This window comes from Spartinivicinus poritis (genome assembly GCF_028858535.1).
Taxonomy (GTDB): domain Bacteria; phylum Pseudomonadota; class Gammaproteobacteria; order Pseudomonadales; family Zooshikellaceae; genus Spartinivicinus; species Spartinivicinus poritis.
The window spans coordinates 41,770-68,610 of sequence record NZ_JAPMOU010000017.1 but is presented as its reverse complement, the minus strand read 5'-3'; the positions used below and the strand labels follow the sequence as shown (position 1 = coordinate 68,610).

Annotated in this window: 23 protein-coding genes and 1 pseudogene; 9 read left to right on the top strand and 15 right to left on the bottom strand. The window is 41.7% G+C overall.

The genetic code is table 11. The annotated features are described in order from the left end of the window. Window positions 1–515: 515 nt before the first annotated feature. Window positions 516–2,015 (top strand): S8 family peptidase, encoded by a 1,500-nt coding sequence (locus ORQ98_RS14275; RefSeq protein WP_274689484.1) that lies wholly within the window; start codon window positions 516–518, stop codon window positions 2,013–2,015. Window positions 2,016–2,398: 383 nt separating this feature from the next. Here ORQ98_RS14275 and ORQ98_RS14270 read toward each other — a convergent pair whose 3' ends face one another. Further along, window positions 2,399–4,183 carry an acyl-CoA dehydrogenase C-terminal domain-containing protein gene (locus tag ORQ98_RS14270; RefSeq protein WP_274689483.1) on the bottom strand — a complete coding sequence of 595 codons (1,785 nt, stop codon included), beginning with the start codon at window positions 4,181–4,183 and terminating at the stop codon, window positions 2,399–2,401. Window positions 4,184–4,375: 192 nt separating this feature from the next. Between ORQ98_RS14270 and ORQ98_RS14265 the strand changes: the two genes are divergently transcribed. Together ORQ98_RS14265 and ORQ98_RS14260 are read left to right on the top strand one after the other, a co-directional pair. After that, the gene (locus ORQ98_RS14265) at window positions 4,376–4,972 is read left to right on the top strand and encodes an acyloxyacyl hydrolase (RefSeq protein ID WP_274689482.1); all 597 of its coding nucleotides are present in this window, start codon (window positions 4,376–4,378) and stop codon (window positions 4,970–4,972) included. Between the two features lie 81 nt (window positions 4,973–5,053). Further along, window positions 5,054–5,299, top strand: coding sequence for a hypothetical protein (locus tag ORQ98_RS14260; RefSeq protein WP_274689481.1), 246 nt, complete (start codon window positions 5,054–5,056; stop codon window positions 5,297–5,299). A gap of 145 nt (window positions 5,300–5,444) precedes the next feature. On the opposite strand, the gene ORQ98_RS14255 is transcribed toward ORQ98_RS14260, so the two are convergent. From ORQ98_RS14255 to bioB, 8 genes are all read right to left on the bottom strand, one after another. Beyond that, entirely contained in the window at window positions 5,445–7,253 is a 1,809-nt protein-coding gene (locus tag ORQ98_RS14255) for a phenylacyl-CoA dehydrogenase (protein WP_274689480.1), read from the bottom strand. Window positions 7,254–7,558: 305 nt separating this feature from the next. Then, entirely contained in the window at window positions 7,559–8,527 is a 969-nt protein-coding gene (locus ORQ98_RS14250; RefSeq protein WP_274689479.1) for a putative metalloprotease CJM1_0395 family protein, read from the bottom strand. Window positions 8,528–8,623: 96 nt separating this feature from the next. Next, the gene (locus tag ORQ98_RS14245) at window positions 8,624–8,860 is read right to left on the bottom strand and encodes a hypothetical protein (protein ID WP_180569302.1); all 237 of its coding nucleotides are present in this window, start codon (window positions 8,858–8,860) and stop codon (window positions 8,624–8,626) included. A gap of 123 nt (window positions 8,861–8,983) precedes the next feature. Next, window positions 8,984–9,661 carry a dethiobiotin synthase gene (gene bioD / locus ORQ98_RS14240; protein WP_274689478.1) on the bottom strand — a complete coding sequence of 226 codons (678 nt, stop codon included), beginning with the start codon at window positions 9,659–9,661 and terminating at the stop codon, window positions 8,984–8,986. Further along, entirely contained in the window at window positions 9,654–10,547 is an 894-nt protein-coding gene (gene bioC, locus ORQ98_RS14235; protein WP_274689477.1) for a malonyl-ACP O-methyltransferase BioC, read from the bottom strand. The genes bioD and bioC overlap by 8 nt, the downstream gene beginning before the upstream one ends. Next, window positions 10,547–11,446 carry an alpha/beta fold hydrolase gene (locus ORQ98_RS14230; RefSeq protein ID WP_274689476.1) on the bottom strand — a complete coding sequence of 300 codons (900 nt, stop codon included), beginning with the start codon at window positions 11,444–11,446 and terminating at the stop codon, window positions 10,547–10,549. The genes bioC and ORQ98_RS14230 overlap by 1 nt, the downstream gene beginning before the upstream one ends. A 10-nt stretch (window positions 11,447–11,456) precedes the next feature. Next, window positions 11,457–12,647 (bottom strand): 8-amino-7-oxononanoate synthase, encoded by a 1,191-nt coding sequence (gene bioF / locus ORQ98_RS14225; RefSeq protein ID WP_274689475.1) that lies wholly within the window; start codon window positions 12,645–12,647, stop codon window positions 11,457–11,459. A 15-nt stretch (window positions 12,648–12,662) separates the two neighbouring features. Further along, on the bottom strand, window positions 12,663–13,733 hold the full coding sequence (gene bioB / locus ORQ98_RS14220; RefSeq protein ID WP_274689474.1) for a biotin synthase BioB: 1,071 nt from the start codon (window positions 13,731–13,733) through the stop codon (window positions 12,663–12,665). A 277-nt stretch (window positions 13,734–14,010) separates the two neighbouring features. On the opposite strand from bioB, the pseudogene ORQ98_RS29610 reads away from it, so the two are divergent. The 6 genes and pseudogenes from ORQ98_RS29610 to ORQ98_RS14195 form a co-directional block, all read left to right on the top strand. Continuing rightward, window positions 14,011–14,196, top strand: a pseudogene (locus ORQ98_RS29610) (double zinc ribbon domain-containing protein); the annotation flags it as partial. 78 nt (window positions 14,197–14,274) lie between these two features. Next, a complete protein-coding gene (locus ORQ98_RS14215; RefSeq protein WP_274689473.1) occupies window positions 14,275–14,733 on the top strand; it encodes a ComF family protein in 459 nt (152 codons plus the stop codon). Window positions 14,734–14,890: 157 nt separating this feature from the next. Then, window positions 14,891–15,658 (top strand): molybdate ABC transporter substrate-binding protein, encoded by a 768-nt coding sequence (gene modA / locus ORQ98_RS14210; protein ID WP_274689472.1) that lies wholly within the window; start codon window positions 14,891–14,893, stop codon window positions 15,656–15,658. Window positions 15,659–15,712: 54 nt separating this feature from the next. Next, window positions 15,713–16,420 (top strand): molybdate ABC transporter permease subunit, encoded by a 708-nt coding sequence (modB, locus tag ORQ98_RS14205; protein WP_274689471.1) that lies wholly within the window; start codon window positions 15,713–15,715, stop codon window positions 16,418–16,420. After that, on the top strand, window positions 16,407–17,507 hold the full coding sequence (gene modC / locus ORQ98_RS14200; RefSeq protein ID WP_274689470.1) for a molybdenum ABC transporter ATP-binding protein: 1,101 nt from the start codon (window positions 16,407–16,409) through the stop codon (window positions 17,505–17,507). The genes modB and modC overlap by 14 nt, the downstream gene beginning before the upstream one ends. A 60-nt stretch (window positions 17,508–17,567) precedes the next feature. Continuing rightward, complete coding sequence (locus tag ORQ98_RS14195; RefSeq protein WP_274689469.1) at window positions 17,568–19,592, top strand: methyl-accepting chemotaxis protein; 2,025 nt, start codon at window positions 17,568–17,570, stop codon at window positions 19,590–19,592. 212 nt (window positions 19,593–19,804) lie between these two features. Here ORQ98_RS14195 and ORQ98_RS14190 read toward each other — a convergent pair whose 3' ends face one another. From ORQ98_RS14190 to ORQ98_RS14165, 6 genes are all read right to left on the bottom strand, one after another. After that, a complete protein-coding gene (locus tag ORQ98_RS14190) occupies window positions 19,805–20,770 on the bottom strand; it encodes an LD-carboxypeptidase (protein WP_274689468.1) in 966 nt (321 codons plus the stop codon). Window positions 20,771–20,918: 148 nt separating this feature from the next. Next, entirely contained in the window at window positions 20,919–23,081 is a 2,163-nt protein-coding gene (locus ORQ98_RS14185) for a TonB-dependent receptor (RefSeq protein ID WP_274689467.1), read from the bottom strand. A gap of 122 nt (window positions 23,082–23,203) precedes the next feature. Further along, window positions 23,204–23,968, bottom strand: a complete 765-nt coding sequence (fecE, locus tag ORQ98_RS14180) for a Fe(3+) dicitrate ABC transporter ATP-binding protein FecE (RefSeq protein WP_274689466.1) — start codon at window positions 23,966–23,968, stop codon at window positions 23,204–23,206. Continuing rightward, window positions 23,968–24,891, bottom strand: a complete 924-nt coding sequence (locus ORQ98_RS14175) for a FecCD family ABC transporter permease (protein ID WP_274689534.1) — start codon at window positions 24,889–24,891, stop codon at window positions 23,968–23,970. Before ORQ98_RS14175 ends, fecE begins: the two co-directional genes overlap by 1 nt. Window positions 24,892–24,923: 32 nt before the next feature. Next, entirely contained in the window at window positions 24,924–25,934 is a 1,011-nt protein-coding gene (locus tag ORQ98_RS14170; protein ID WP_274689465.1) for a FecCD family ABC transporter permease, read from the bottom strand. Next, window positions 25,931–26,806 (bottom strand): Fe(3+) dicitrate ABC transporter substrate-binding protein, encoded by an 876-nt coding sequence (locus ORQ98_RS14165; protein ID WP_425347690.1) that lies wholly within the window; start codon window positions 26,804–26,806, stop codon window positions 25,931–25,933. Before ORQ98_RS14165 ends, ORQ98_RS14170 begins: the two co-directional genes overlap by 4 nt. Between the last annotated feature and the right edge of the window lie 35 nt (window positions 26,807–26,841).

Genomic DNA, 26,841 nt, shown 5'->3' with positions numbered 1-26,841 from the left:
TTTGCTTACAACAATAAGCACAACTGTAGTCAGTTTTAATTCAATACACAAAACTTTGAGTATAAAAAATGACTAAAAAAAACCTTATCAACCATGTCAAACAATCGTACTAATATCAACAAAATAAGACTAATGATATTCAATAAAATAATTTGACATCGATCAATTTTTAATTAACTCTTATTCGGGGCCATCATAATAACAATAATGAATACAAAGAATACTATTTATGCCTCTAAGAAAACTTATGCAGTAAGGTAGCCGTATATAATCGACGTAACTTGTATTCAGGGGAGAGTTTAAGTTTAGAGCTGTTAACACCACTTCCCGCCTAGTATAACAAAAATACAACAAGTAAATACTCAAGACGTAGCAGTTTAATTTAGGAAAGCTAGTAATTGCGTTTTTTCAGTTTCCGAAAAAATGTTGACTGAAATTCATTATTTGACGTGCTTGCCAAAAATTTTTCGTCACGAGCATACAGGTTGAAGAAAATTATTATAAGGAGTGAGTAAATGAACCCTAAGAAATTGTTTGCTGTTGTTTCTGCGTCACTATTAGCGACTTACAGTGCAACCTCTCTAGCTGATATTGCACCAACCACCGATAGAATCATAATTAAATATAAAAAAGTACAAAGAAACGGCTCTTCTGTAGCTGATGTAAATTTAAACAGACCACTTATGGTTGCGGGCAAACCACTGAAGCATTTACGCCGCACCAGTACGGGTGCCCAGGTATATAAAATTGGCGAGTCAGTTGATCTAGCAACAGCTGAAAAAATAGCCAAGGAACTAAGTGATAAAAGTCATGTGATGTATGCTGAACCTGATTATATAATGACCAAACAACAAGTCCCTAATGATTCGCGTTTTAGTGAACAATGGAATTATCATGACTCAACTGGCGGCATCAATTTACCAAAAGCCTGGAATATTTCCACCGGCAGCAAAGATGTTGTCATAGCAGTCGTTGATACAGGGGTTCGACCTCATGCCGATCTAGAAGCAAATTTAGTATCTGGTTATGACTTTATATCTGACAGTGACAATGCTAACGACGGCAGCGGTAGAGACAGTAATGAATATGATCCTGGAGATGCCGCTCGCGCAGGTGAGTGTGGCTTCAATAGTCCCTCAAGAGATACAACAAGTTCATGGCATGGAACCCATGTTGCCGGCACCATAGCAGCCACATCTAATAATGGCAGCGGTGTTTCTGGCGTTGCTTGGAACGCTAAAATATTACCTGTTCGTGTGTTAGGTAAATGCGGTGGTTATACCTCAGATATTACTGATGGCATGCGTTGGGCCGCTGGTTTTAAAGTACAGGGAACTCCCACTAATAATTATCCAGCCCAAGTAATTAATTTAAGTTTGGGCGGTTATGGTCGTTGCTCTTCGACCTATCGCTACACAATTGAAGATATTGTCGACAAAGGCGTCACCGTAGTAGTTGCTGCTGGAAATGAAAGCATGAATGCTGCAAATGCATCTCCTGGTAACTGCCCTGGCGTTATCAATGTTGCCGCTACTAATCGTGATGGCAATAAATCCTGGTACTCGAACTATGGCAGCAAAGTCACTGTAGCAGCCCCAGGTGGTGAAACAAACTATCGAAACAGTGATAATGAGCTAGTTTGGGAAGACAAATCTCAAGGTATTTTATCTACTTTAAATACTGGTGACGATAGCCCCGGATCAGACAACTATGAATTTTATCAGGGCACCAGTATGGCAGCTCCCCATGTAGCAGGTGTAGTAGCATTAATGTACTCAGTAAATCCTGATATTACCCCAAGCCAAGTGAAGTCTATTTTAACTGACACTGCCAGAGACTTTCCAAATAACAGCAAATGCCATAGTTATGGTTGTGGAGCTGGTATTATTGACGCATATGCGGCTGTGAAAAAAGCTAAATCGTTAGTCAGAAGTACTGAAACCGAACCAGGTTCAGGCAGTACCGGTGGCAGCTGTTACTTTGACACATGGGATTGGCGCTGGGTTTGTATGTAACATATACACCTAACGTTAACCGCCATAAATATAGTCAAGTACACTTTAACCAATAATGCCCTGTTCTAAACGACAGGGTTAAGCCAAAGTTAGCCTATACTCGATCGGCTGTATAATATACCCAGGATCAGCCATAAAAAAACCCCCGCTATAGATAATAGCGGGGGGAGTATCTTACCAGACCCTACTCCATAAGAAATCCGCTTTCTTTAATCCACGTCCTGAACAACATCCCTGTTGCTACGGGCAAAGAAAACTGGCTGCTATGGTAGCTTAAAATAAAAAACTCTCAATCAGATATACACACCAATTGTCGTAAGAAATATCTTACAATTTTCTTCGCGCAACAATTTATCTATCAAACCTGACCATTAAGAGCATTTCTAAAAATGCTCTTCTTCAAACTCATACATCGGCCCACAACCAGACTGAACAGCTTCTGTCAGTCCATACACCCTCGGCAATAATCGCTGATTAAAATAGTTAGCTGTTAGCAACTTACTTTGAAAAAACTCTTCTTCAGTTTTTTTCTCTAGCGCTGATTTAACCATCAGCGCCCACATATAACTGTATGCCGTATAACCAAACACATGAAGATACTCAACAGATGCCGCCCCAACTTCATTCACATCATTTGTCGCCTGTTCAATTATCCAGTTCGTTAAATCTACCAGGTTATTTAACGCTCTTTCTAATGGCTCAATATACTTAATTAAAGCAGTATTATTTTTTTCATTGCTGATAAAAGTTTTAACCTCATCAGCAAAGCAATTAAAGAACTCACCCTTATTATGCACTACTTTTCTGCCCATCAAATCAAGAGCTTGAATACCGTTAGTACCCTCATAAATTTGAGCAATTCTCACATCTCGTACTAGCTGCTCCTGCCCCCATTCTCTAATGTAACCATGCCCACCATATACTTGCTGACCTAACACACAATTATCTAGTCCAATATCAGTGAAAAATGCTTTAGTGATTGGAGTTAGTAGTGCTACCAGCTTTTCAGCAGATGCCTTAGTAGCAGCATCAGCTGAATATTTAGCAGTATCTAATTGCATGGCTACATAAGTAGAAAATGCTCTACCTGCTTCAGTCATTGCTTTAATATTAAGCAGCATTCGCCGTACATCAGCATGCCCAATAATCGGGTCTGCAACTTTATCAGAGCGTTTACCATCAATAACTGTTTTACCTTGGATACGCTCCTTTGCATAGGAAAGTGCTTTTTGATATGACATTTCAGAGCAGCCTAACCCCTGAATGCCAATCGATAGTCTTTCATAGTTCATCATGGTAAACATACAAACCAGACCACGATTTACCTCACCAACTAAATAGCCCTTGGCGCCATCAAAGTTCATCACACAAGTAGAGGATGCTTTAATCCCCATTTTATGTTCAATTGACCCACAGTGAACGGCATTTCTCTCACTTAAAGAGCCATCTTCATTCACCATTAATTTAGGTACCAAAAATAATGAAATCCCTTTTGAGCCTGCTGGCGCATCAGGTAACTTCGCTAACACCAGATGAATAATATTGCCTGTTAAATCATGCTCGCCACCAGTAATAAAAATTTTAGTACCAGTTATCAAGTAGCTACCATCTGCTTGAGGTTCTGCTTTCGTACGAATAATCCCCAAGTCAGTACCAGCATGAGGCTCTGTTAAACACATTGAGCCAGACCATTCGCCACTGTAAATTTTTTCCAGATAAGTAGTTTTTAATTCCTCAGTAGCATGTTTATCTATAGCTAGACAGGCTCCAGATGACAGGGTTTGATAAAGCATAAATGAGTTATTGGCACTGTACCCCATTTCCTCTACTTGTACTGCTAACATTTTTGGCATACCCATACCACCGTATTCTGGATTACCTGTTAAGCCAACCCAACCACCCTCTGCATAAGTACGATGAGCTTCTTTAAAACCTGAAGGTGTTGTTACTTTTCCTTCATCCCACTTTACACCTTCTTCATCACCAGACCGGTTGATTGGTGCCAATAAATTTGTGGCTAATTTTCCTGCTTCTTCTAAAATGGCATCGGCAGTTTCACGCTCAACCAACTCTGCTAGTGACTCCCATTGAGACCACAGTTGATCTGCTTTAAAAACGTCATACAGCACAAATTGCATATCTGTGATTGGTGCTTGATACTCAGCCATGACTGTGGCCCTCCGTTTGTTTTTCTAATCAGGATATATCAATAATAAATCAAACATAACCTGCCTGTTACACCATAATTTGACTAATCAGTTTTTGGCTCATTGATATTCTTTCTAAAGGTAAATCACTAATTTAACTCTATAATTAACTGTCAATCCCATAATGGAATAAACCAGATGTAAGGACACAATATGATGCCTATAAAATTTTTGAGTATTTTTATCTTAAGTTATTTCAGTTACAGCTATTGTGCTGCTAATAACTTTATTGATGGCATGACTATTGGTTCCGGGCCAGAAACCAACTCAAACGCAGATATGGATAGCTATCGGGTTTCATTTCTTTGGGACTGGCAGCAAGACTGGTTAAAAGAGTCCAGTTGGTTGCTTTCTGGTTACTATGACTTAAGCCTGTTTTACTGGGAAAACCAACTAAACCATCAGGATAACCTGTCTGATGAAGGTAATGGGTCTACTACCGGTATTTCTTTCAGCCCAGTATTTAGAATTAAGCCTAGGCAGCCTCTATGGAACACCCTCACTCCCTACGTCGAAATCGGGGTAGGTGCAACCTTGTTAACCCATTCACGCATCGTAGCAAAAGCCACTTCTGCCGTAGACCTTGGCAGCAACTTTCAATTTGAAGACCGTATTGGTTTAGGGCTGCAAATTGGCAGCCAGCAACAGTTTGAGCTAGGCTATCGCTATATTCATTATTCGAATGCAGGTATTGCCAGTGATAATGACGGAATTGATTTTCAGCAGATACACCTCAGTTTCTGGTTTTAGATGCCTACTAATAAACCTATTTTTTTCTATCTAACTATCAACTATAGCCAGAAGCCTCTCTCAAACACTGCTGCAGTAATTATGAAGTTTATTTTTCAGTGGCTATGCTCCAAGCTCCTTCCCGGCTGGATGCATAATAAAAAGCCTGACGCCAAACACTTCTATCGTCGGTTATTTACCAATGCTTACCAAAATAAAAAACAACGACTCACTATTTACTGGTTGATACTGGGCGGCTTTCTCACTCAAATAAACTCACTACCCGCGATTGTTTGCTTATTATTAATCGCTACCTTTGCTACATTTGCAATACTTGATGAAGGTTAGTTTTTAACGGACATAATAAAAAAAGCCCGTAGTGACCTACGGGCAAATCATCGCTGCTAATACCTTCTAACCCTTTGACGAATCACTTTTAGTGATTTATCAATTTTCAACTTTACAAATAAACAACTCTTACTATTAGAAGTAATTACATTAATACTTCTCCAAACTCTGATGTTTCTATTGCCATTATGTTATCAGCACCTGACAATATAGTAGCTTTATGCATTAGTGTGCGAGGTAAAATCCGCTGGAAATAAAACTGTGCAGTTTTCAGTTTGCCTTGGTAAAAGCTTTCTTCCGTGGTACCCGCCGCCAGTTTTTCACTGGCCACTTTTGCCATTTCTGCCCAGAAATAAGCTAAGCAAGCGTAACCAGAATACATTAAGTAATCATAGGCTGCGGCCCCTACTTCATCTCTATTTTGCATGGCGGCCATACCAATTTTCATGGTTAGCTCACCCCACTCTTTATTAAGTGCCACTAATGGATCAACAAACTCTTTTATAGCCTCATTTTCTTCATTAGCTTTACAGAATTTATGCACTATTTTGGTAAAACGTTTTAACGACTCACCTTGTGTCATCAGCACTTTGCGGCCTAATAAATCCAGTGCTTGAATACCTGTTGTGCCTTCATACATTAATGCTATACGACAGTCGCGGACATTCTGCTCCATGCCCCACTCACTGATATAACCATGCCCACCAAACACCTGCATCCCGTGGTTAGCTGCCTCAAAACCCACTTCTGTCATAAAGGCTTTGGCTATAGGGGTTAAGAAAGACAACAGCTGATCTGCTTCTTCCCGTTCTTCCTCACTTTCAGCCTGTTTCGCTATATCCACTAATTTCGCGGCATAATAAGCCAGCGCCCGGTTACCTTCAGCGAATGACTTAATGGTAAGTAACATCCGTCGTACGTCGGGGTGTACAATAATTGGATCAGCTGGCTTATCTGGTGATTTCGGCCCCGTTAATGAACGCATTTGTAGTCGCTCATTGGCGTAAGCCAGTGCACCCTGATAGGCCACTTCGGTATGGGCTAATCCCTGTAAGCCAGTACCTAGTCGCGCCGTATTCATAAACGTAAACATGCAGTTTAAGCCTTTATTAGGCGGCCCAATTAAATAACCTGTGGCACTATCAAAGTTCATTACACAAGTAGCATTGCCGTGAATGCCCATTTTGTGCTCGAGTGATCCACAACTGACTTCATTACGATCGCCAAGCTCACCTTGCTCATTAGTTACGAACTTCGGCACAATAAATAACGAAATACCCTTAGTGCCGCTTGGCGCATCTGGCAGTCTTGCCAATACGATATGCACAATATTGTCTGCCATATCATGCTCACCAGCAGAAATAAATATTTTGGTGCCTGAAATTTTATAGCTACCGTCGGCTTGAGGTTCAGCTTTGGTTCTAAGCAAACCTAAATCAGTTCCACAGTGTGGCTCCGTAAGACACATGGTGCCTGTCCACTCACCTGAAATCAGTTTGGTCAAATACAACTGTTTTTGTTCTTCTGTACCGTGGGCAGCTAAGGTGTTCATCGCTCCATGGCTCAAGCCAGGATACATACCCCAGGACCAGTTGGACTCGCCAATTAGCTCACTCATCACTAGTCCTAGCGATTCTGGCAGTCCTTGGCCACCATACTCAGGCTCATGAGCTAATGAAGGCCAGCCACCTTCAACATATTGTTGATAGGCTTCTTTAAAGCCAGTTGGGGTCTTCACCTCACCATCATTTAACTGGCAGCCTTCCTGATCACCCACCTGGTTTAGAGGTGCCAATACCTGTTCACAAAATTTAGCGCCTTCTTCCAATATGGCATTGACCATATCTGGGGTGGCTTCCTCACAGCCTGGTAAAGTCGCGTAGTGCTCTGGGTAAGACAGCACTTCATCGCGTACAAACCGAATATCTCGTAAGGGGGCTTTATACTCTGGCATCGTCAACGCACCTCAATATTATTCTCGTTATACCCTGGATATATTGATAGTTTAGCTTTCTTAGTGATCACTTCTCTGAATTAGGCTCAGTGATCGAAATCCCATAAAATCAAACAATTGTTTAAAACATAAGTTCAGTTTTGTCTATTGTCAAGCATGATTGTTTTTCTAACCTAGTGTTTTTATTGACTAGTAAGCCACATAGAAGACAAAACAGGTACTTTTAAAAACCAGTCTTCACATTATGACTATGAATAGGGAAAGAGGTTTTAGGCTAACCAAAGGATAATTAAGCCTTGGGAGTATTATGCAATTAAATCAATGGGGGTTTGGCTTGTCTGTTGGCTGCTTCTGGCCAGCTCAACAAAATCATTATAGACAGTAAGGTTTCGACGATTCAGCTCAGTTTGTGGCTCTGCTATTTCAGCTTGTACTGTGGTTGTTTCTTCAGCACCTGCAGGTTGAGCCTGAACCGTTGCTTGAGCCTCTTCGGTATTTTGCGTTGTTTCTGAAGCCTCTGCTGTAGTGGTTTCTGCAGTTACCTCGTCTGACTCTGCATCAGCTTGACGCTCCGCCTCGGCAATTGCTGCTTCTTCTTGCTGTTGGATGGCTAAATCTTGTCGCGCCTGCAGCTCTAGCTGAGTCGCTTGTGCTGCGACTGCTCGATCCTGTGCAGATGGTTGTGCGGGTGCCAATGCTGCTCGTCGAACTGTTTGTGCTTTTTGGATGGTTGCTTCTGGGTTATTCGCTACTGGCCCAGCATCAATCGGTACTTCACCTCCTATAGCATAGGCAACACCATCTGGTCCGCGCTGAAACGTAAAGCTAGCCGCTCCCGCAAATCGGCCACCCACGGCCTGGTGGGCTTGCTCATGAGCACGGACTTCACGGTCACGTCGAGCCAGTTCTCTAATAACAGCTAAATCCTGTTGTTCCTGCTGAGCCTGCTGTTGTTGCTCAAGTTGCTGCTGTTCCTGAGCTTGTTGCTGTTGCTCTTGAATTTGTTGATTAGGCTGCTGTTGAATCTGTTGTGAGCTTTGCTCTTCTCTTTCTTGCTGAGCCTGCACAATTTCTTGCTGACGGTTACGTGCCTGTTCTTCAGATGAGGAAGGAGATTGTTCAATTTCTCGCTTGGGGGAAAGCTCTGGAGTTTGGTCAATAGGCGCAAAGGTAGTGGCCTCGGTTTCTGCCCGGCTAATGGCATCCGAAGGTTTACCCGGTGGAGAAAAAGGCGTTACCACCGTTGGAATTAAAACTGGAGTAACTACCTGCATTTGTATTCACCTCTTACGAGGGTTTGACCATTTTTATAGAATGTTGTTTCGGCTGCTTGTAAATCAGCTTTAGCTTTAGTTGTTAGAAATGGCTAATTACGCCAGTGTATCAATCAAGGTTCCCATATTCTCATCAGCCGCTTTTATTACTTTGGCTGACGCTTCAACGGTATGTTTGTTTACCTTTAGGTCAACAATAGCTTCCGTAATTTTATTCATGGAAAAACTATCACGAGCATTAGCCTCTGCAATGGTTTCCGCTGATGCCTGCAACCCTTGCATACCCCGTTGAATACCTGCTAAACCTGCACCAAAAGCAGAGTTTACTTGCATTGGTTAGCCCTCCTAATCAACTTCCATAGACCAAACTTGTAGCTCTGTAGATTATTTAAACACAAGCCGCTGCTGCTCGATAAAATGGATTTTTCATAATAAGGGGACTTGTTATAAATAAGGCTACAAACTCGGCGCTGTTAGGTATTCACTAACTCTCTCAGCGGTAGGCAGCTCTTGATAAGGTACCACCCCAAGACAAGGTGCTGGCAGCATTTGTTGAAGGGTTTCGATATTGGCTTCCAAACGCGACATCTCAGGCTGTACTTGATTCGCTACCCAGCCTGCCACGGTTAAACCATCTCTCATAATGGCTTCATAAGTTAATAGGGCATGGTTGATACAGCCTAGCTTCATTCCAACTACCAATATCACTTGGCAATGAAGCTGTTTGGCTACATCGGCTAGTGTTTCTCGATAATTGAGGGGTACTCGCCACCCCCCAGCACCTTCAATTAACTTAAAGTCTGCCGACTGCATTAAAGCCCCCCGGCAATAACCAACTAATCTATCAGCACGAATGGGTTTGTTAATTTCAGCCGCCGCTATATGTGGTGCAATGGGTGGTTCTAACGCAATAGGGTTGACCTGCTGATAAGGCAGCTTAACTGTGGAGCACTGCTGTAGCCGAAGCGCATCCTCATTTTGCAAACCATTAGCCGTTTGGGTACATCCAGCGGCCACAGGCTTTAATCCAATAGTGGTAAGCCCCTGTTGCTGAGCTTTGTGTAGCAAACCACAGCTAATCAGGGTTTTGCCTACTTCAGTATCTGTACCAGTAACAAAAAATGGTTTAGTCATTGGGCTTTTTTAAAATTGAATAGAAAACTTGATAAGTAGCTGGTAGACCCGAAGACTGTCGGAAAGCTTCATACTGGCTCGTTAGTTGCTGATACTGCTCACGGCTCATTAGTCCAGATCGACGCCTTCCATTGACAGTACCTGCACCTATATTTTTTAACCCTTGCAATACCACTTTCAGGTTTTGCTCATAAACCACTTCCTGCTTATTAATCGCTGCAACTGTTTGAAAACCACTGGCCTGAATCTGCTGAAGATGCCAATCAACGGAAGGATAGGTATTAACATGAACATAGTGATCAATCTGTTGCCAGGCTTGGTTTAGCTCAGTTAGCGTACCTTCAGTTAGCGTGCTGAATACAAAAAAACCACCTGGCTTTAAGGTATTTTCTATCTGGCTTAGCAGCTTAGGGAAAGACTGACACCACTGAATGGCTAGACTGGAGAAAACTAAATCAATGCTGCTTGCTCGTAAAGGCAGTTGCTCTGCATCCCCACAGCACCAATTTGCAGAAATACGTTTATGAGACCGAGCATGGGCTAACATACCATAGGCCAAATCCAAACCTAATAATTGGCCCGAAGAATAACGCTGGGTTAGTTGCTGCAAACCTTTGCCTGTACCACAACCTAGATCAGCAATAACCGAGTTATCTGGTAAGTCCGGCAGTTGCTGAACTAGCCGTTTCAACACCTGTTGCTGCAGCTTTGCAGCACTGTCATAACAGGGCGCAGCCTGACTGAAAGCCGCTGCAACTTTTTGTTTATCAATAATGGCTTGTTCACCAGCAGCTGAATGCTGGCTTTCATGAGTTGCAGGGTGATATTCACCAGTCAATAGCTTTGGTCCATCCCATGACCAGTCGAGTGTATCCAATCTTTTCATCACTGATTACACCCCATTGCAAACTGCTTTATTTTACTGACCAGCTCGACTGTGTCAGCCATTAGGTAATGGCCTGAGTTAGCAAGCATATCTACTGGTATTTCTTGCTTTTGAAACCATTCAACCAACTGGTGGTTCACTAAAGCATCCTTAGCGCCCAATAGATGCAGTTGAGGGCAAGTTAACTGCTGAAGCAGATTTCGCGTATCGAGAGTTGCCAACAGTTTAAGCCCTTCTGCCAGCACTTCATTGCTCAAACCTGCCTGAGGTTGCAATTGCTGGAGCCGTTTTGCTGTAGCCCGACATTTACCTGCCCCTTTTGCTACTAACAAGCAAAACTCTTTTAGGGTTTTAGTGGGTAATTGATTAAAGCCTTGCTGGAAAGCATTGAAGGTTGGTTGAGCCATGCCAAAAGGCCAGTCTTGGTTAGCAACAAAACAAGGGTTACTGGCCAAGGTAACTAAGGCCGCTTGCCCCCTCCTCTCCCTCTGGGTGAGGGTAGATGATGCTAGATTCAGTGTCTGATATGGAATAACAGCGCATTCTTCCACCGCTCTAAAAGGCCATCCTTGGCCTTTAGAGCTAAAGCTGTTCCAGACAGCAGCTTCAGAATACCCTGTTACCCCATACCCATTGGCTTTAGTTATAAGCCCAGCCAACAAACTCGCTAGTTGCCCTCCCAATGACCAGCCCACCAATACAACTGGCCCTTCTGGTAACTGGACTGCCATCGCATCAAGTAAGCGATCTTGGTACTGCCAAACTTCCAATTCAGTAGGCCACTTTAAAACCGTTACAGGCCACTCAGCAGATAAGGAGTCAGCAAGTGATTCAAGGGTAGCTGCAGGCATTGACCAACCAGGGATTAATACTAAGGAATATGATGCTGAATAATTCACTGACATACTGCTAATTCAACCGGCTGGAAGTGGTTTTAAACTGTTTGCAGGCTTGCTCTAACGACTCCAGCAACTGATTTACCTGCTGCTCAGAATGGCTGGCTGATAAGGTTATTCTCAGCCGAGAAGTTCCCACTGGTACAGTGGGTGGGCGAATAGCTGTCACTAATATGCCTTGGGCTTTTAGTTGCTGGCTAAGCATTAATGCTGCTTCGGCATCACCCACCACAATTGGTTGAATCGCGGTAACTGACTCCATTAACTGCAAACCAAGATGGCTAGCACCTGAGCGAAACTGGCTGATGTTCCGTTGCAACTTTTCTCGCCGCCAGTTTTCAGTTTGCACCAGCTTTAAACTGGCCAAAGTAGCCGCAGCAATAGCAGGGGGCATTGCTGTGGTGTAGATGTATGGCCGAGCAAACTGGATGAGCGACTCAATTAATACCTCATCCCCAGCAACAAAAGCCCCACTAGTGCCTAACGCTTTACCAAAGGTGCCAACTAATATGGGGATATCCTCAGCCGCTAGCCCTGCCTCAGTGACTGAGCCTTCTCCATTTGGGCCAAGACAACCAAAGCCGTGGGCATCATCTACCATTAACCAGGCACTATGTTGTTTAGCCACAGTTGCAATGTCAGTAAGCGGGGCAATATCTCCATCCATACTGAACACTCCATCAGTAACGATCAGCTGTTGACCTGTCTGATGCTGCTGAAGCTTTTGGGTTAAGCTAGCCAGATCATTATGGAGGTAACGAGTAAAACGAGCCCCTGACAATAAGCCACCATCAATTAACGAGGCATGATTAAGCTTGTCTTGTAGCACCACATCGCCTTTTTCAACTAAGGCGCTAATAACCCCAACATTGGCCATATAACCAGTGGAAAACAGCAGTGCTCGCTGTCGACCAGTAAACTCAGCTAATGCTTCTTCCAACTCATGGTGTAACTTTGAGTGGCCACTAACCAAGTGTGAGGCTCCACTACCTACCCCATACTCAACTGCCGCCTGTTGCAATGCAGTAATTACCTGGGGGTGGTTGGCCAGTCCTAAATAGTCATTACTGCAAAAATTCAGCAGCTTTTCACCATTACTAATGATTTCTGCACTTTGAGCCGTTTCGACTGTATTTCGCTGACGAATAAGCTGTTGCTGCTGACGTTGGGTCAAGCGGCTAGTGAGGCGGCTCCAATCTGTCATCTATACACCAGCTACTTACTGATTTGGCTGTGCAGCGTCGTAAAACATCTCGCTATTTTGCTTGTCTTGAATCGCTTGCAAAATATTCGAGGTTTGTTCTTCATCCGACTTTTCAATACGCTGCTCTGGTTTGATACCCAACCGCTTAAACAGCATTAAGTCTTTATTCTTTTCTGGGTTAGCAGTGGTAAGCAGGCACTCTCCATAAAATATCGAATTCGCGCCGGCAAAGAAGGCCAGTGCCTGCATTTCATCAGACATTTGCTCTCGCCCTGCCGATAGGCGTACATGGGAAGCAGGCATCATAATCCGAGCCACAGCAAGGGTTTTGATAAATTCAATAGGATCTAAATCTTCGACATTTTCCAGTGGTGTGCCTTCTACTTTTACTAACATATTAATCGGCACACTTTCAGGATGTTGAGGCAGGTTGGCAAGTTGAGCTAGCAGGCCAATGCGGTCAGTTAAGGTTTCACCCATACCAATAATGCCGCCAGAACAAACTTTAATACCCGCATCACGGACATTGCCCAATGTATTCAGACGGTCTTGATAAGTACGTGTAGTAATAATACTGCCGTAGAACTCAGGTGAGGTATCTAGGTTATGGTTGTAATAATCCAACCCAGCTTCTGCTAATTGATCCGCCTGCTCTTTCTTTAACATGCCCAGAGTCATACAGGTTTCTAAGCCTAATGCCTTCACCCCCTTCACCATTTCCAGCACATAGGGCATATCCTTTTCACGAGGGTGCTTCCAGGCAGCGCCCATACAAAAACGGCTTGCGCCGCCTTGCTTGGCTTCTTTGGCCTTTTCCAGTACTCGCTCAACAGCCAGTAACTTTTCTTTTTCTAAACCTGTGTTGTAATGACCACTTTGTGGACAGTATTTACAGTCTTCAGGGCATGCACCAGTCTTGATTGATAGCAATGTACTGGTTTGCACTGCATTGGGATCAAAAAATTGCCGATGAATGGTTTGCGCCTGAAACAACAGATCATTAAATGGCAGATCGAACAGCATTTTAACTTCGTCATAGCCCCAGTCATGACGTATAAGTTTGGCGTTAGAAGCTGTGGCAGTCATTTTCGTTATCCTACATCACCGGCTGTATGAGTTAGTCTTCATAATATAATTAGCCAAAGCGAAGAGCTTTTAGGCAAGGCCGTCGAGCGATGAGTCCCAGTAGCACTTTTATATAAATTAAAGTAGCTACCGCAAGTCATACAGTAGCAGACTTGCCCCCAGGAGCTTAGGTAAAACTAAGTGACTGGGGTGAAAAGCGACGACAACAAAGCCTAAAAGTTATTCGCGAAGGGTATGGACGACATAATATAAAGGAGAGACTATCTGTCAACCCAAAATGATCAATCAGGTTTACAAATGGATAAAAAACAACCTTTCACTACCGCACTCTTGCTGGTTATGTCAGGCATCATGTGATGCATATCACCGGTTATGCCAAGACTGTATTAAGCAGTTGCCACGAATAGCGCACCCATGTCGTCTTTGTGCGGAGCCACTGCCTTTTAAAACAGAAGATATGGTTTGTGGGCGATGTTATTCACAGCCCCCCAAATTTGATCACTGTATCCCCGCCTTTTGTTACAGTTTTCCTATAGACCACATGATTCACCAGTATAAATTCAATGGTAAGCTGATTTGTGGTCAGGCATTAACCACTTTATTACGAGAAAAGCTCATTAGCACTTACACTGGTGAACCATGGCCAGAACTCATCATACCTACCCCACTTCACCGCAAACGCGAATTACAACGAGGCTTCAATCAAGCCTTATTAATTGCCAAACAATTAAGTAAGCAACTAAATATACCTTTGCATCGCCACCTTATTCGCCGACATAAAAAAACCAGTGCCCAAACTGGCTTATCAGCAAAAGAGCGGCAGACTAATATCCGCCATGCTTTTCAGTTAACAAGCCAACCTTTACCAAGCCACCTTGCCTTAGTTGATGATGTTGTCACCACAGGAACAACTGTTAATGAAGTAAGTCGATTACTAAAAGATGCAGGAGTGCAAAAAGTCGACATATGGTGTATAGCAAAAACACCAAAATGGAACTAGTGCAAATATTCAGGCAAGACGTTGACATATATTGCTTCAGCCAATTACATTACCCTTCTTACTTTTGTAAACATTACAAAAGGCAGGGAAAATACATACAGGCTAGTTACAGGGTAAAATAGGGCAGCTCTTGAATAGAAGTATAAGGTCTTAGTTCATGACTAAAATAAAAGGACTCTTCACGCTTATCCTGACTTTATTTTGTCAGCAAGCCTTTGCTGACAAAAACAACATAACTGTTGCTGTTTCATCTAACTTTAAAAATACCCTTCATCAACTCATTCGCCATTATAAGCAAAATAACCCAAAGACCTATTTTAAAGTAAGTTCTGGTGCTACTGGTTTACTATATACTCAAATAAAAAATGGTGCGCCTTATGATGTATTTCTAGCAGCCGATCAGCGCCGCCCAGTGTTGCTTGATAAAGAAAATTTAATTATACCTAATAGTCGCTTTACCTACGCCTACGGTAAATTAGTATTCTGGCACCCCAAAGATAATTTCCACTTAACTCAAGGTAGTTTAGGCCAAGCAATTACCAATAGTCGCTTTATTAGTATTGCCAATCCTGACTTGGCCCCTTATGGCATGGCTGCTGAACAAAGCTTAAAAAAATTAAAGCTATGGGAAGCAGCAAAATATAAAGTGGTAATGGGTAACAATATTGCTCAAGCCTATCAATTTACTGCCAGTGGCAATGCTGACTTAGGGCTGGTTGCTCTATCACAAGTGATTACTCTTAAAAACAATACTTATTGGGTTGTACCCCAAAAGCATTACCAGCCAATTGTTCAGCAAGCTGTTTTACTAAAAAATGCCATTACCAATGATGCAGCCGTCGACTTCATTGCATTTCTAAAAAGCTCGGATAGCCACAACATTATTCAACGTAATGGTTATGGTACCAGCTCCGACGACGATTAAAGCCTGACCATAGTTCAGCAGCAACTCAATTTATTTACTGATTAACTACTTATAATGGATGTACTCACCGAACAAGACTGGCTAGCCATTAAACTTACATTGCAGCTAGCTTTAGTCACCACCATTATTTTATTACTAATCGGCCCTGGTATTGCCTGGTGGCTTGCTCATGGTCGGAGCCGTTTTCGTAATATGGTTGAAGCACTCGTGGCAATGCCATTAATTTTACCTCCTACGGTACTGGGTTTTTATTTATTAATTGCCTTTTCACCCAACTCCTTTATTGGTAATACTTGGTTACAACTGACAGGGAGTTCACTTACCTTTACTTTTCAAGGGTTAGTCATTGGCTCAGTGTTATATTCTCTACCCTTTATGGTGCAACCATTACAGGCTGCCTTTAACCAGCTGGATATTAAGTTATTACAAGCCGCCTCCAGTATGGGGGCCAATCGTTGGGATCAATTCTTTAACCTAATCATTCCCCTGACCAAACGCAGCTTCTTAATTGCCACCAGTATGGCTTTTGCTCATACCGTTGGTGAGTTTGGTGTGGTATTGATGATTGGTGGTAATATCCCTGGCGAAACCCAGGTATTATCAATCGCGTTATTTGACCATGTAGAGTCTTTGAATTATCAACAAGCCCACTGGCTAGCAGGGATTTTACTGGTCTTTTCATTTCTGTTGTTATGGCTGTTGTACAGCTTGCAACGTAATAATCAAGCTGCTAACTCTCCAACGGCCCATGTTAAGCTTTAACGTTCAATGTTTACTGCAAAATAACCAGGATCAGTTTCAATTAAGCGCTGCTGGAAAAGTTACCAACCAGGGTATTACAGCCATTTTTGGCCCTTCTGGCTGTGGTAAAACGACTTTATTTGAAACTTTCGCTGGGTTGAATCAACAAGCAACGGGACAAATTACCTTAAGTGAGCAAACCTGGCTTGATAGCCAAAAAAAAATATTTACTCCAGCTTATCAACGGGGAGTAGGTTATGTATTTCAGGACGCACGACTATTTCCCCACTTAACTGTATTGGATAACTTGAAGTTTGCAATTAGACGTCGGCTTAATGGCTATCAGCAGTACCTTAGCCTGAATGATGCGATTAGCCTGTTAAGTTTAGATAAACTGATTAATCGCTATCCTTATGAGTTATCAGGTGGTCAGCAACAACGCGTAGCTATAGCCCGAGGCCTGTTAGCAGCCTGCCAGCTGATATTAATGGATGAACCCTCAACTGCCCTTGATCGGGCCAGTCGTCGAGAAATCTGGAGCAGCCTGCACCATCTTGCCCAACAAATAGCGATTCCCTGGCTGGTAATTAGTCATGATATTCATGAAGTAAATCAGCTGGCAGATCAGGTTATTTTAATGGAAGAGGGAAATATCACAGCCAATATTGATATTTTTCAATTAAGCCACTACCTGCCACAACAACGGCTGGATTTACACCATATGGTGAGTGTTGTAGAAGGAAATTTAACCGAACACGACCAGCAGCATCACCTGTCTTTTTTTGACCTGGACGGGTTTAGAGTATGTCTGCACCAACTACCCTATAAACCAGGCAACCGTATCCGCCTGGAAATCCCTGCCAAAGATGTCAGCCTGGCACTGCAACCCAATCATAACACCAGCGCATTAAACAGCATTCCTTGCACTATCAGCAAAATAACCAATGTTGCTGATGGATTGTGTTTGATTGAGTTAACCATCAAACAGCAACGGATATTATCACTGATCACCAGTAAGTCGTGCCAGCAGCTACAACTGGAGTCAGGCAAAGCTATCTACGCCAGCATTAAAAGTGTAGCGCTACTGTCTAGAGCCATTGCTACTTAAATCTTTGCCTATCATCTACACTTGAAGCAGTAGTAAGTGCTGATTACATGAAAACCAACAATGAAACTCACTCTCACCACAAAACTGGCAATTGGGTTTGGTATTATTATTGCGCTAATAGCAGTCACGACTGTTTTAACATTACAGCGCACAACCCAAATCAACCAGGCTAAGAGCAGCCTGATTGAGCACCGTTTTGCAACAGTTAATGCGAGTAAAGAGCTGCTTAACGGCTTAAATGCTTCAATTGCTTCTTTGAGAGGTTATTTAATTCTAGGTAGCCAGTCTGATAAAGCAGAGCACTTTAAGAAAAGACGAGCATCTGCCTGGCAAGCAATTCAGCAATCACAACAGCAGCTTAGCCAATTATCAAATCAACCCAACCAGCAAGATCAACAGCTAAACGACCACTTAAGCCAACTTAATCCACTTATGACAGAGCTGCAGCAATGGCAGGATAAAATAGAAGCTATCAGTCATACTGAAGAAAATATTCCAGCCATTACGTTGTTACTCAATGATGCCGGGCCTTTTGCCGAAACTGCTTTAGACCAGCTCAGCATTTTAATTGACGAAGAAGACCAACAAATTGCGACTCCCAAGCGCAAACATTTACTGAAATTATTTGCTGATAGCCACAGCTCTTTGAGTAATAGTATTTCAAGCATAAGAGACTTTGTGATTACCAGTGATAATGATTTTGCTGAAAAATATCAGGAAAACTGGAAGAAAAACCAGGTAAGGTTAGAGCAGCTCAAGGAAATGACCTACTTATTTACAGACACTGAGTCGCGCATCTGGAAGCTCTACCTAGAAATGCGACAAATGTTTGCACCCCTACCAGAAGAAATTATCAAACGACGTAAGGCAAAAGACTGGAATAAAGCTAACCATTTAATGGCCACAGAGGCAGTACCAAGAGTAGAACAAATAACTGAGGCAGTTAATGCAATAATCCAACAGCAAAATCAATTAACCCAGCAAGACTCCAATTTATTAGGTAAAGCCATTGAAGAAATCAGTCTTACAGTAATCACAGCAAGCATAGCAGTATTAATAGTCAGTATTCTGATTGGCTTAGTGCTAAGCAAGCAGTTAGTAAACGTATTAAAACCATTAAACCGTAAAGCAAGTGAAATTGCCGAAGGTAATCTTTCTGGAAAGCTTTTACCCGTCCACACAAAAGATGAAATAGGCCGTCTAACAAACTCTATTAATCAAATGGCTAAGCAACTGCGTCAATTAGTTGAGCAAATGAATAGTACAACTCAGGACGTCAACCAAGGCACAGCTCAATTAACCAGTGCCAATAAACAGATTGTTGATTCCATGCTTCATCAAAATGAAAAAATAACCACTATTGCCAGTGCTGTCGACCAGCTATCTACTTCGGCCAACCAAATTGCTCAAAATACAGCAGAAGCATCACACCATGCCCAAGATTCTGCCAATATTGCCAATGAAGGTGGGGAGAAACTTACTGCAACTATTGCCACTATCAACGAAATTCAACAGTCGGTATTAAGCAGTAATCGGGCGGTGGAAAACTTAAATGCCAGAAGTGAAGAAATTGGTCGTGTTACTGAAGTGATTAGTGCTATTGCCGAGCAAACTGGTTTATTAGCACTTAATGCAGCAATTGAAGCCGCTCGGGCAGGAGAGCAAGGTCGTGGCTTTGCTGTAGTAGCCGATGAAGTAAGACAGTTGGCTCAGCGTACCAGTACTTCCACAGAAGAAATTACCCAATCCATCCAATCCATTCAACTAGAAACCAGTGAGGCTGTTAAATTGATGGCAAATGGCATCAAGCTAGTCGAGCAAGGTACTGAAAATGCCCAAGCTACTGGCCAGTCAATTAAGGAAGTGGTTGACCATGTCAATGATGTTGCCAGTATGATTATATCCATTGCTACAGCAACAGAACAGCAGTCCAATGTTATTCATGAAATAGCATCCACCATTGAAGAAGTTTCTCAGCTCATTCAGCTCGCTACTGACCAAACTCAAAATAATGCCCAAGCGACAACTCAGCTACTGGATAAAGCCAGCCAACTTGATGAGCAAGTTAAGCGGTTTAAGGTATAACTTGCAGTAGATTTATTATATAAAAGTGCCGCTGAAACTCATCACTCGGTGATTTACAGCAAACACTTTTAAGTCAACTAGTGTTGTTATCGCTACATTTACAGTTGTTGGCTAACCAATAGTCCTTCGCTGAGAAAATATACCACCTTATTTTTACACCTAAACATAATTCATGATAGGTATACATAATAAAAATTAAGTATCTATTTTTATTATTGATTAATAGAACAATACTCTGACTCTTTTGTACAGTTTATAGTAGCATTAGTTCCCAGTATGAGAGGGTGATTTTTTCTTCCATGTCCGACATAAGGATAATAATATACTGGCTTATTATAATCTTCTGCAAACTGTTTAATCACAGACTTGTAAATTAGCCGCTGCTCATCTGTTGGGTCAACAGGATAAAACTGTCCAAATATTATTGCGCTGACATTTAGCTCTTTCATAAAAAGAAGCTGGTGAAGGCTGCGGTCAAGTTGGCGAAATGAAGTACCTATATCTTCTAAGAGCAGGACTTTACCTGATAAGTCTGGTTCATATATTGTAGAAAATAATGAAGACACCAAAGTAAAATTACCACCCCTTAGCTCACCAGCAATCCCTTTCTTTGCTAAAGCATTTAGAGGCAATACATTTTGATAAGATACCCCTTTAGTCATTATTTGTTCCACTGACGGGAGTGGCTCTAGGTCGTTTACTCTTGGTGTTTTATCATCTTTATCTTTATTGTTTTTATTATAGCTAGCAACAACACCATGCAAAGATTTCCATTTCAAGGTCTCATTAACAAATGAATGAATAGCTGTAACATCACTAAACCCAACCAAAATTTTAGGTTTTGCTGATAATAACCTTTCTTTTTCCTTATGAAGATAGGGTAAAAGGTTTATCCCGCCACCACCTCCTTTAACAAACCAGATAATATCTATCTCGCTATCTAATAAAGCCTTCGTTAAATTTTCTGCTCTGGCGCTATCTGTATTAACATAACCGAAGTCAGAAACCACTTGGTTTAGGTACTTTTTTGAAACGCTATACCCACTCTCCAGTAATGTTTCAGCCACGCTATCAATTTTTTCTTCATCATATTGTGATGACACTGAGATAAGAGCAACTTTTTTATAAACTTCTGCTAATACTGGCAACGAATAGAAATAACAACAAATTACTAACACATAAAAAATCTTCACTACAGACCTCACAAACCACTTATTATTAATGTTTTTGAAGTAAACCTTCATTACCAAGCCAATCAAAAATCAACTCAGAAAACAATCAGGCTATCTACTTATAAATTTATTCGAATATTTTTTTATACAGAAGCTACAAATCAAACTCATAGCTAAGGCTGAATGTACGCCCTCTACCAGAGAAGTAATAACTTGAATGGTTACGGATTTGGCTAAAATAGTTGATATAATTTTTGTTTAGGACGTTCTCAACACCAAAACCAATACGCCCATAATTTCCCATATTGTAATTCACACTAAAATCGACTAGGCCATAGCCATCAAAATTTTGTTTGGAGCCTGCACCGTTAGCTTTTTTTTCCCGACTGAATAAGTGATTATATTGAATACGACCAGACAGATTATTATTAAACTCATGATCTACTGCTAACATCAGCCGATCTGGAGATAAATTTCTAAGATCCATATCACTGTCAACATCTCCATTGCCATTCGTATCAACCTGACCTTCAACATGGGAATACATCGTCTGTAGTTTTGTTTTGGACAATGCATGATAAGTTGCTTTTAACTCATAGCCTTTAATTTCAGTACGTTGGCGCTCGACATCATAGGTTCCCGCGCTGTTTAGCTTAAGATTTGCGCCATCTTTTGCTATTGACGTATATATACTGCTAGATATAGCAAAACTATCATTGCGATAACTCGCTCCTACCTCATAATTATCAGTAACCACAGGCTCTACAGCTGGCATAGTATTGAAATTAATAGGTGCATTACCCTTATTATTTGGAGAATTGCCGCCTACCCAATTACCACGAAGAATGCGCCCTATATCAGGCAAACCAAAACCCTGATTAAAACTGACAAAAGTACTTAGCTCAGGCGTGAAATTGTATATTGCCCCCACGTTAAAGACTGTTTTTGAAAACTTTTGCTCTCCACCAATGATATCAACATTGTGCTGGCCTGCATTTCCAAATCCATAAAGTGTTTTGCCATCATCAACTTTTACCCAAGTATTTTCAAAGCGAACGCCACCAGACAAGCGAAGGTTTTCCCCTATCATGAAGTCACCTTGGATAAAAGGTGCCAAACTACGGTACTGCATCAGTGGTGTTACTTTCAATCCTGATTGGGCCAACTCCTGAGTGGTTTCGTCCTGTAACCCATCAAGACCTGCTACCCAGATATCGTCTATATCAATAAGGTCACTACGCTCGTAGCTTAGTTTAAAACCTTTTTTGGAAGACTTGATTACTCCCTGGTCTTGAGATTTATCAGGAGTTGGCCACCACAATGCTTGACCAAACACAGCATTATAATCTTGCATAAATAACTTGGCTGTTAATGAGCCTTCGGCCAAGTCATAGTGATTATACGTCAGGCTGTAGATATCCATTGAATTGCTGACTGGCTTACCTTCAGGCTTGCCTTTGGTAACAGTGCCAGGTATATCCTTTTTAAAATCACCTGGTACAGCAATATAATTGTTGTTGCTTTTAAGCCTGTATTGATTAGCAAAAAACGTTAAACGCTGACTCCCTTCATCAAATTTGTAGCCTCCTTTAAATAGCCCATTATAGGAAGTCGAGTCTTGTGTTTCCCCTTGGATTTGATTCATACCAATTGGTTTACCATTTCCATCGTAGTACAAACCTTGCTCTTGCCAGGATCCTGCTAAAAAAAGATCATAATGCTCATCAAACTGACTTAAGCTATAGTGGAGTTTATGGCCAGCCCCATCATTATGCAGGTTGGATGTAATACGAGAGCCAATCGTCTGCTTCCACTCATCACCAGGTTTAGCCCCTTTAGAGATGTAGTTAATAATACCGCCTGTTGCTCCTATCCCTTGTACGGCACTAGCGCCGTTAATGACTTCAATACGCTCAATCATCGAAGGGTCAATGGTGTATCCATAGCGATTACCATTACGTAATGGGTTATTTTGTGGTATGCCGTCAACCATAATGAGCACATTACGGCCACGCATATTTTCTCCTTGGTTAGATAGTTTCTGACGGCTTGGAGTAAAACTGGGTACTAGGTTAGCAATTACACTGGTAAGGTCATCAGCAACTAAGGTTTGCTGTTGAAGCTCTTTTGAGTCAATGACAGAAATCGCACCAGCAATTTTATCAATATCTTGCGCATAACGAGTAGCGGTAACGACAACAGAATCCATTTGATACGAAGAATCTTCTTCTGAGGACGGTTCTTCAGCAAACACTGCATAGGGTAAAAATATTACAACTCCCCAAAAGGATGAAAGAGATAAATGTGTATACTTCAAAACAACCTCACATTTAAAATTGTTGAGTGGTAGAAAATAATTTTTATTAAACGATTTTCGTCGTATTTTTAATTAATACTTCTTATGAAGAATGTTTATCATCAAAGCAAACTGCAATTGGGTTAAAGTGGAACACACATTGGTGTGGATGAAACAGGATCACTTACGACTAATGCATCCAAATTGAAAACTTGTTTGAGTAAAGACTGCGAGAAAATTTCTTGAGGTGAACCTTCAGCTACAACCTCCCCCTGATTTAATACCACCAAATAATCGCTGTAACGACAAGCCTGATTAAGATCATGCAGTACGAGAATTATAGTTTTTCCCTTCTCTTTCATGGTTTGCATCAGCTTCATGAGTTCCACCTGGTGTGACAGATCAAGATAGGTCGTTGGCTCATCCAGCATTATTACTTCAGTATCTTGTGCGATAACCATCGCAACCCAGGCCCGCTGTCGTTGACCTCCAGATAATGATTCAACTTTGTGCTCTGCAAGCTCAAAAACACCAGTTTCTTGCATAGCTTCATCCACCAAAACGCGATCACGTTTATTTAGTACACCCCAATGAGAGATATAAGGAGAACGACCATACTCAACTAGTCTACGCACCGTAATACCTTCTGGGCTATGTAAGAGTTGAGGGAGCAGGCACAAACGCTGTGCTAGTTGCCTGCTTGGATAGTTATTCAGAGGTGTTTGATCAATGAGCACTTCACCTGATTTTGCTTTATTAATTCGACACAAAGCTTTAAGTAGGGTGGATTTGCCACTGCCGTTAGGGCCAATTAATACTGTTATTTTTCCGCTGGGTATGGAAATTGACAGATCTTTAACGATATTTTTACTTCCATAAGCAACATAAAGTTTATGCGTTGATATCATTACCAGCCTTTGTATCTATGCAGCAAAAAAATAAAATAAGGAGCACCAATCAGAGAAGTTATGATTCCCACAGGTAACTCAATGGGAGGCTGAATTCCACGGGCTAATATATCTGCAACCAACACGAGTAAAGCACCTAAGAAAGCAGCAGCAGGAAGTAAAAAACGGTGGGAATGACCAAATAGTAAACGCGCCATATGAGGTGCAAGCAAACCAACAAAACTAATGGTTCCGCAAATCGATACACTAATACTGGCAAGTAATATCGCTATGATTAATGCTAAAACCTGAACTTTCGCAGGCTGTATTCCCAGTACTTCTGCACTTTCTTTACCAAGCCCCATTATATCCAGGCGCCATGCTAGCCATAACGCAGGTAAAACCAACACTATGAGGCTCCACCAAATAAAAGGCACATGTTGCCAATTTCGTCCCCACAAACTGCCTGTTAGCCAGACCATTGCAGTGTTGATTTCAACCGGATGAATTATTAGTAAAAGATCGATACCACTGGAAATAAAAACACTGACAGAAATACCAACTAAAGCCAACCTAGCTGGCGTTGGTTGGTTTATTTTAGCTATCAGAATAATCAGGATTCCTACTATCAGCCCTCCTGACATGGCACTTATTGATAGCAAGTAAAGTGGTACACCTGGCTGATAAACAAGTAGTGCTGTTGCTACAAAGCCTGCACCTGCACTAATTCCCATTAGATCTGGTGATGCAAGTGGATTTCTAATTATCCCTTGAACTAATACGCCAGATATTCCAAGGCCAGCACCAACACCAATAGCCAAAAAAATACGTGGTAAACGATATTGATTAACAATAAAATCAAATTCACCGCCATACAGCAGAGATTTCACCACTTGCATTAAATTAAGTTCGCTAGCACCAACAAATAAACCTGCAGCACTGATAGCTAATAAAAGAGTCGCTAAATAAAATATTTTTAGAGTGCGTGTGATAAGCGACTCCTTAATGACAATGCGATAAAGTAAGGTGAACCTATTAATGCAGTCATTACACCTACAGGCGTTTCTGCTGGAAACACAATGGCTCTGGAAAAACCGTCTGCCCAAATTAAAAAACTACCGCCCAGCAGCGCACAAGCAGGTAAGAGAAAGATAAAGTTGTTGCCCACCAGTATTTTGGCTATGTGAGGAGCCAAAAGGCCAATAAAAGCAATTGGACCTGCAACGGCAACACTCACAGTGGTCAATAATAGAGCTGAAATACAAGCAATAATACGCGTAAGCTGGATATTAAGCCCCAGCCCCTTTGCTACCTCATCACCTAGTGTCAGCATATTTAGTCCGCGGATAGAGTAAATAGCTAAAGCACAGCCAACCAAGCTAATAGGCCAAAGGCTTTGCCATTCTCGCCAGCCAATATAAGCGACTGATCCCGCCAACCAACTTACTCCATAAGCTGAATCATCAGCCAATATGACTGATGTACGAGTCAAACCAACAAATAAAGCATTTATAGCAATACCAGCCAGAATAATTTTAAGTGGGTGAGATCTAGTTGAAAAAAAACCGCCTAGCAGCATCACCAATACACCACTCAATGTACCACCAAGCAGTGCATTAACGGTTGTGGGTAATTGTGCTAAACCAATTACACCGATACTTGCGGCAGTTATGAAACATGCTGCTCCTGCATTTATACCCAGAATGGTTGGTGATGAAAGAGGGTTATGCGTTAAATTTTGCATGATAGCCCCAGCGATAGCCAAATTAGCACCAATCAAGAACGAGGCGAGTGCTCGTGGCGCTCGTAAAGTTGCTAAAAGTTGATGCTCTACAGAGTTACTATCAAAGGCAAATAAATAGCCATATAAGTCAGAAACGCTTAACTCAAAGCTGGACCAGGCGATCATAGAAAATATGTATCCAGCAACTGCCGTGGTTAATAAAAATAGCCATAAAGCGGGCTGAAGAAGTTTAAATGGACTCATTGGCTATTAAGTAGTGTATCTAAGTCTTTTGCAATGATTTCAGCAGCAATCATCCCTCGATTCAGCGACCATAAAGCAGGCGAAACCTTGATAATTTGTTTTTTTTGAGCAGCAGAAAGCATTCTAAACAGAGGATTTTTTTCCCATTCATCAATTACAGTTTCGTTTTTATAAGGTCCAATAAGCAGCCAGTCTGGGTTAATTTTCAGTAATTGCTCCAAGCTGGTTTCAATATAGGGTTTATTGATCTGTTGTGAAATAGGACTGCTTAGGCCCAGAGCATCAATAACCCCACCAGCATATGACAACGGGCCATGCATCCACATACCTTTGTCAGTTACCACAGCAAATTGGACTTTATCCTGCTGCAAAAATTTAGCTTGGTACTTGGACATCACTGCTTCATGCTGATTAATGCGATCTTTCATTTGTTGTTCTTTATTTAGTGCAACACCTATTTTTAGCGCCGATTGAAGATTTTCTTGATAGCTTTCTCCTCGACTCTTCAGCAATAAAGTTGAAGCAATTTTTGATAAATCTTCATAAATCGCCGAGTGACGCTGCTTATCAGCAATAATTAAATCAGGATTTAACTGTGCAATTGCTTCTATGCTAGGTTGAGATCGCATTCCAACGGAAGTCCAGGGCTTGATAATAGCCCGTACCTCGGGTATTACCCGCTCAGTATCTTTATCATCAGCTACGCCAATTGGGGATACATTGATTGAAGCTAGAGCATCAACAAAAGAAAATTCCAGTACTACAATACGCTTAGGAGATGCTGAAAGAGTGAGTGCATCATGTTGATTAGAGGCTAGAATGGAGCATGTATACAAAACTAGAAGTAAACATATAAGTTTTATTTTTTGCACAGTTCAATTCGCACTTATTACAAAGTAAAATCAAA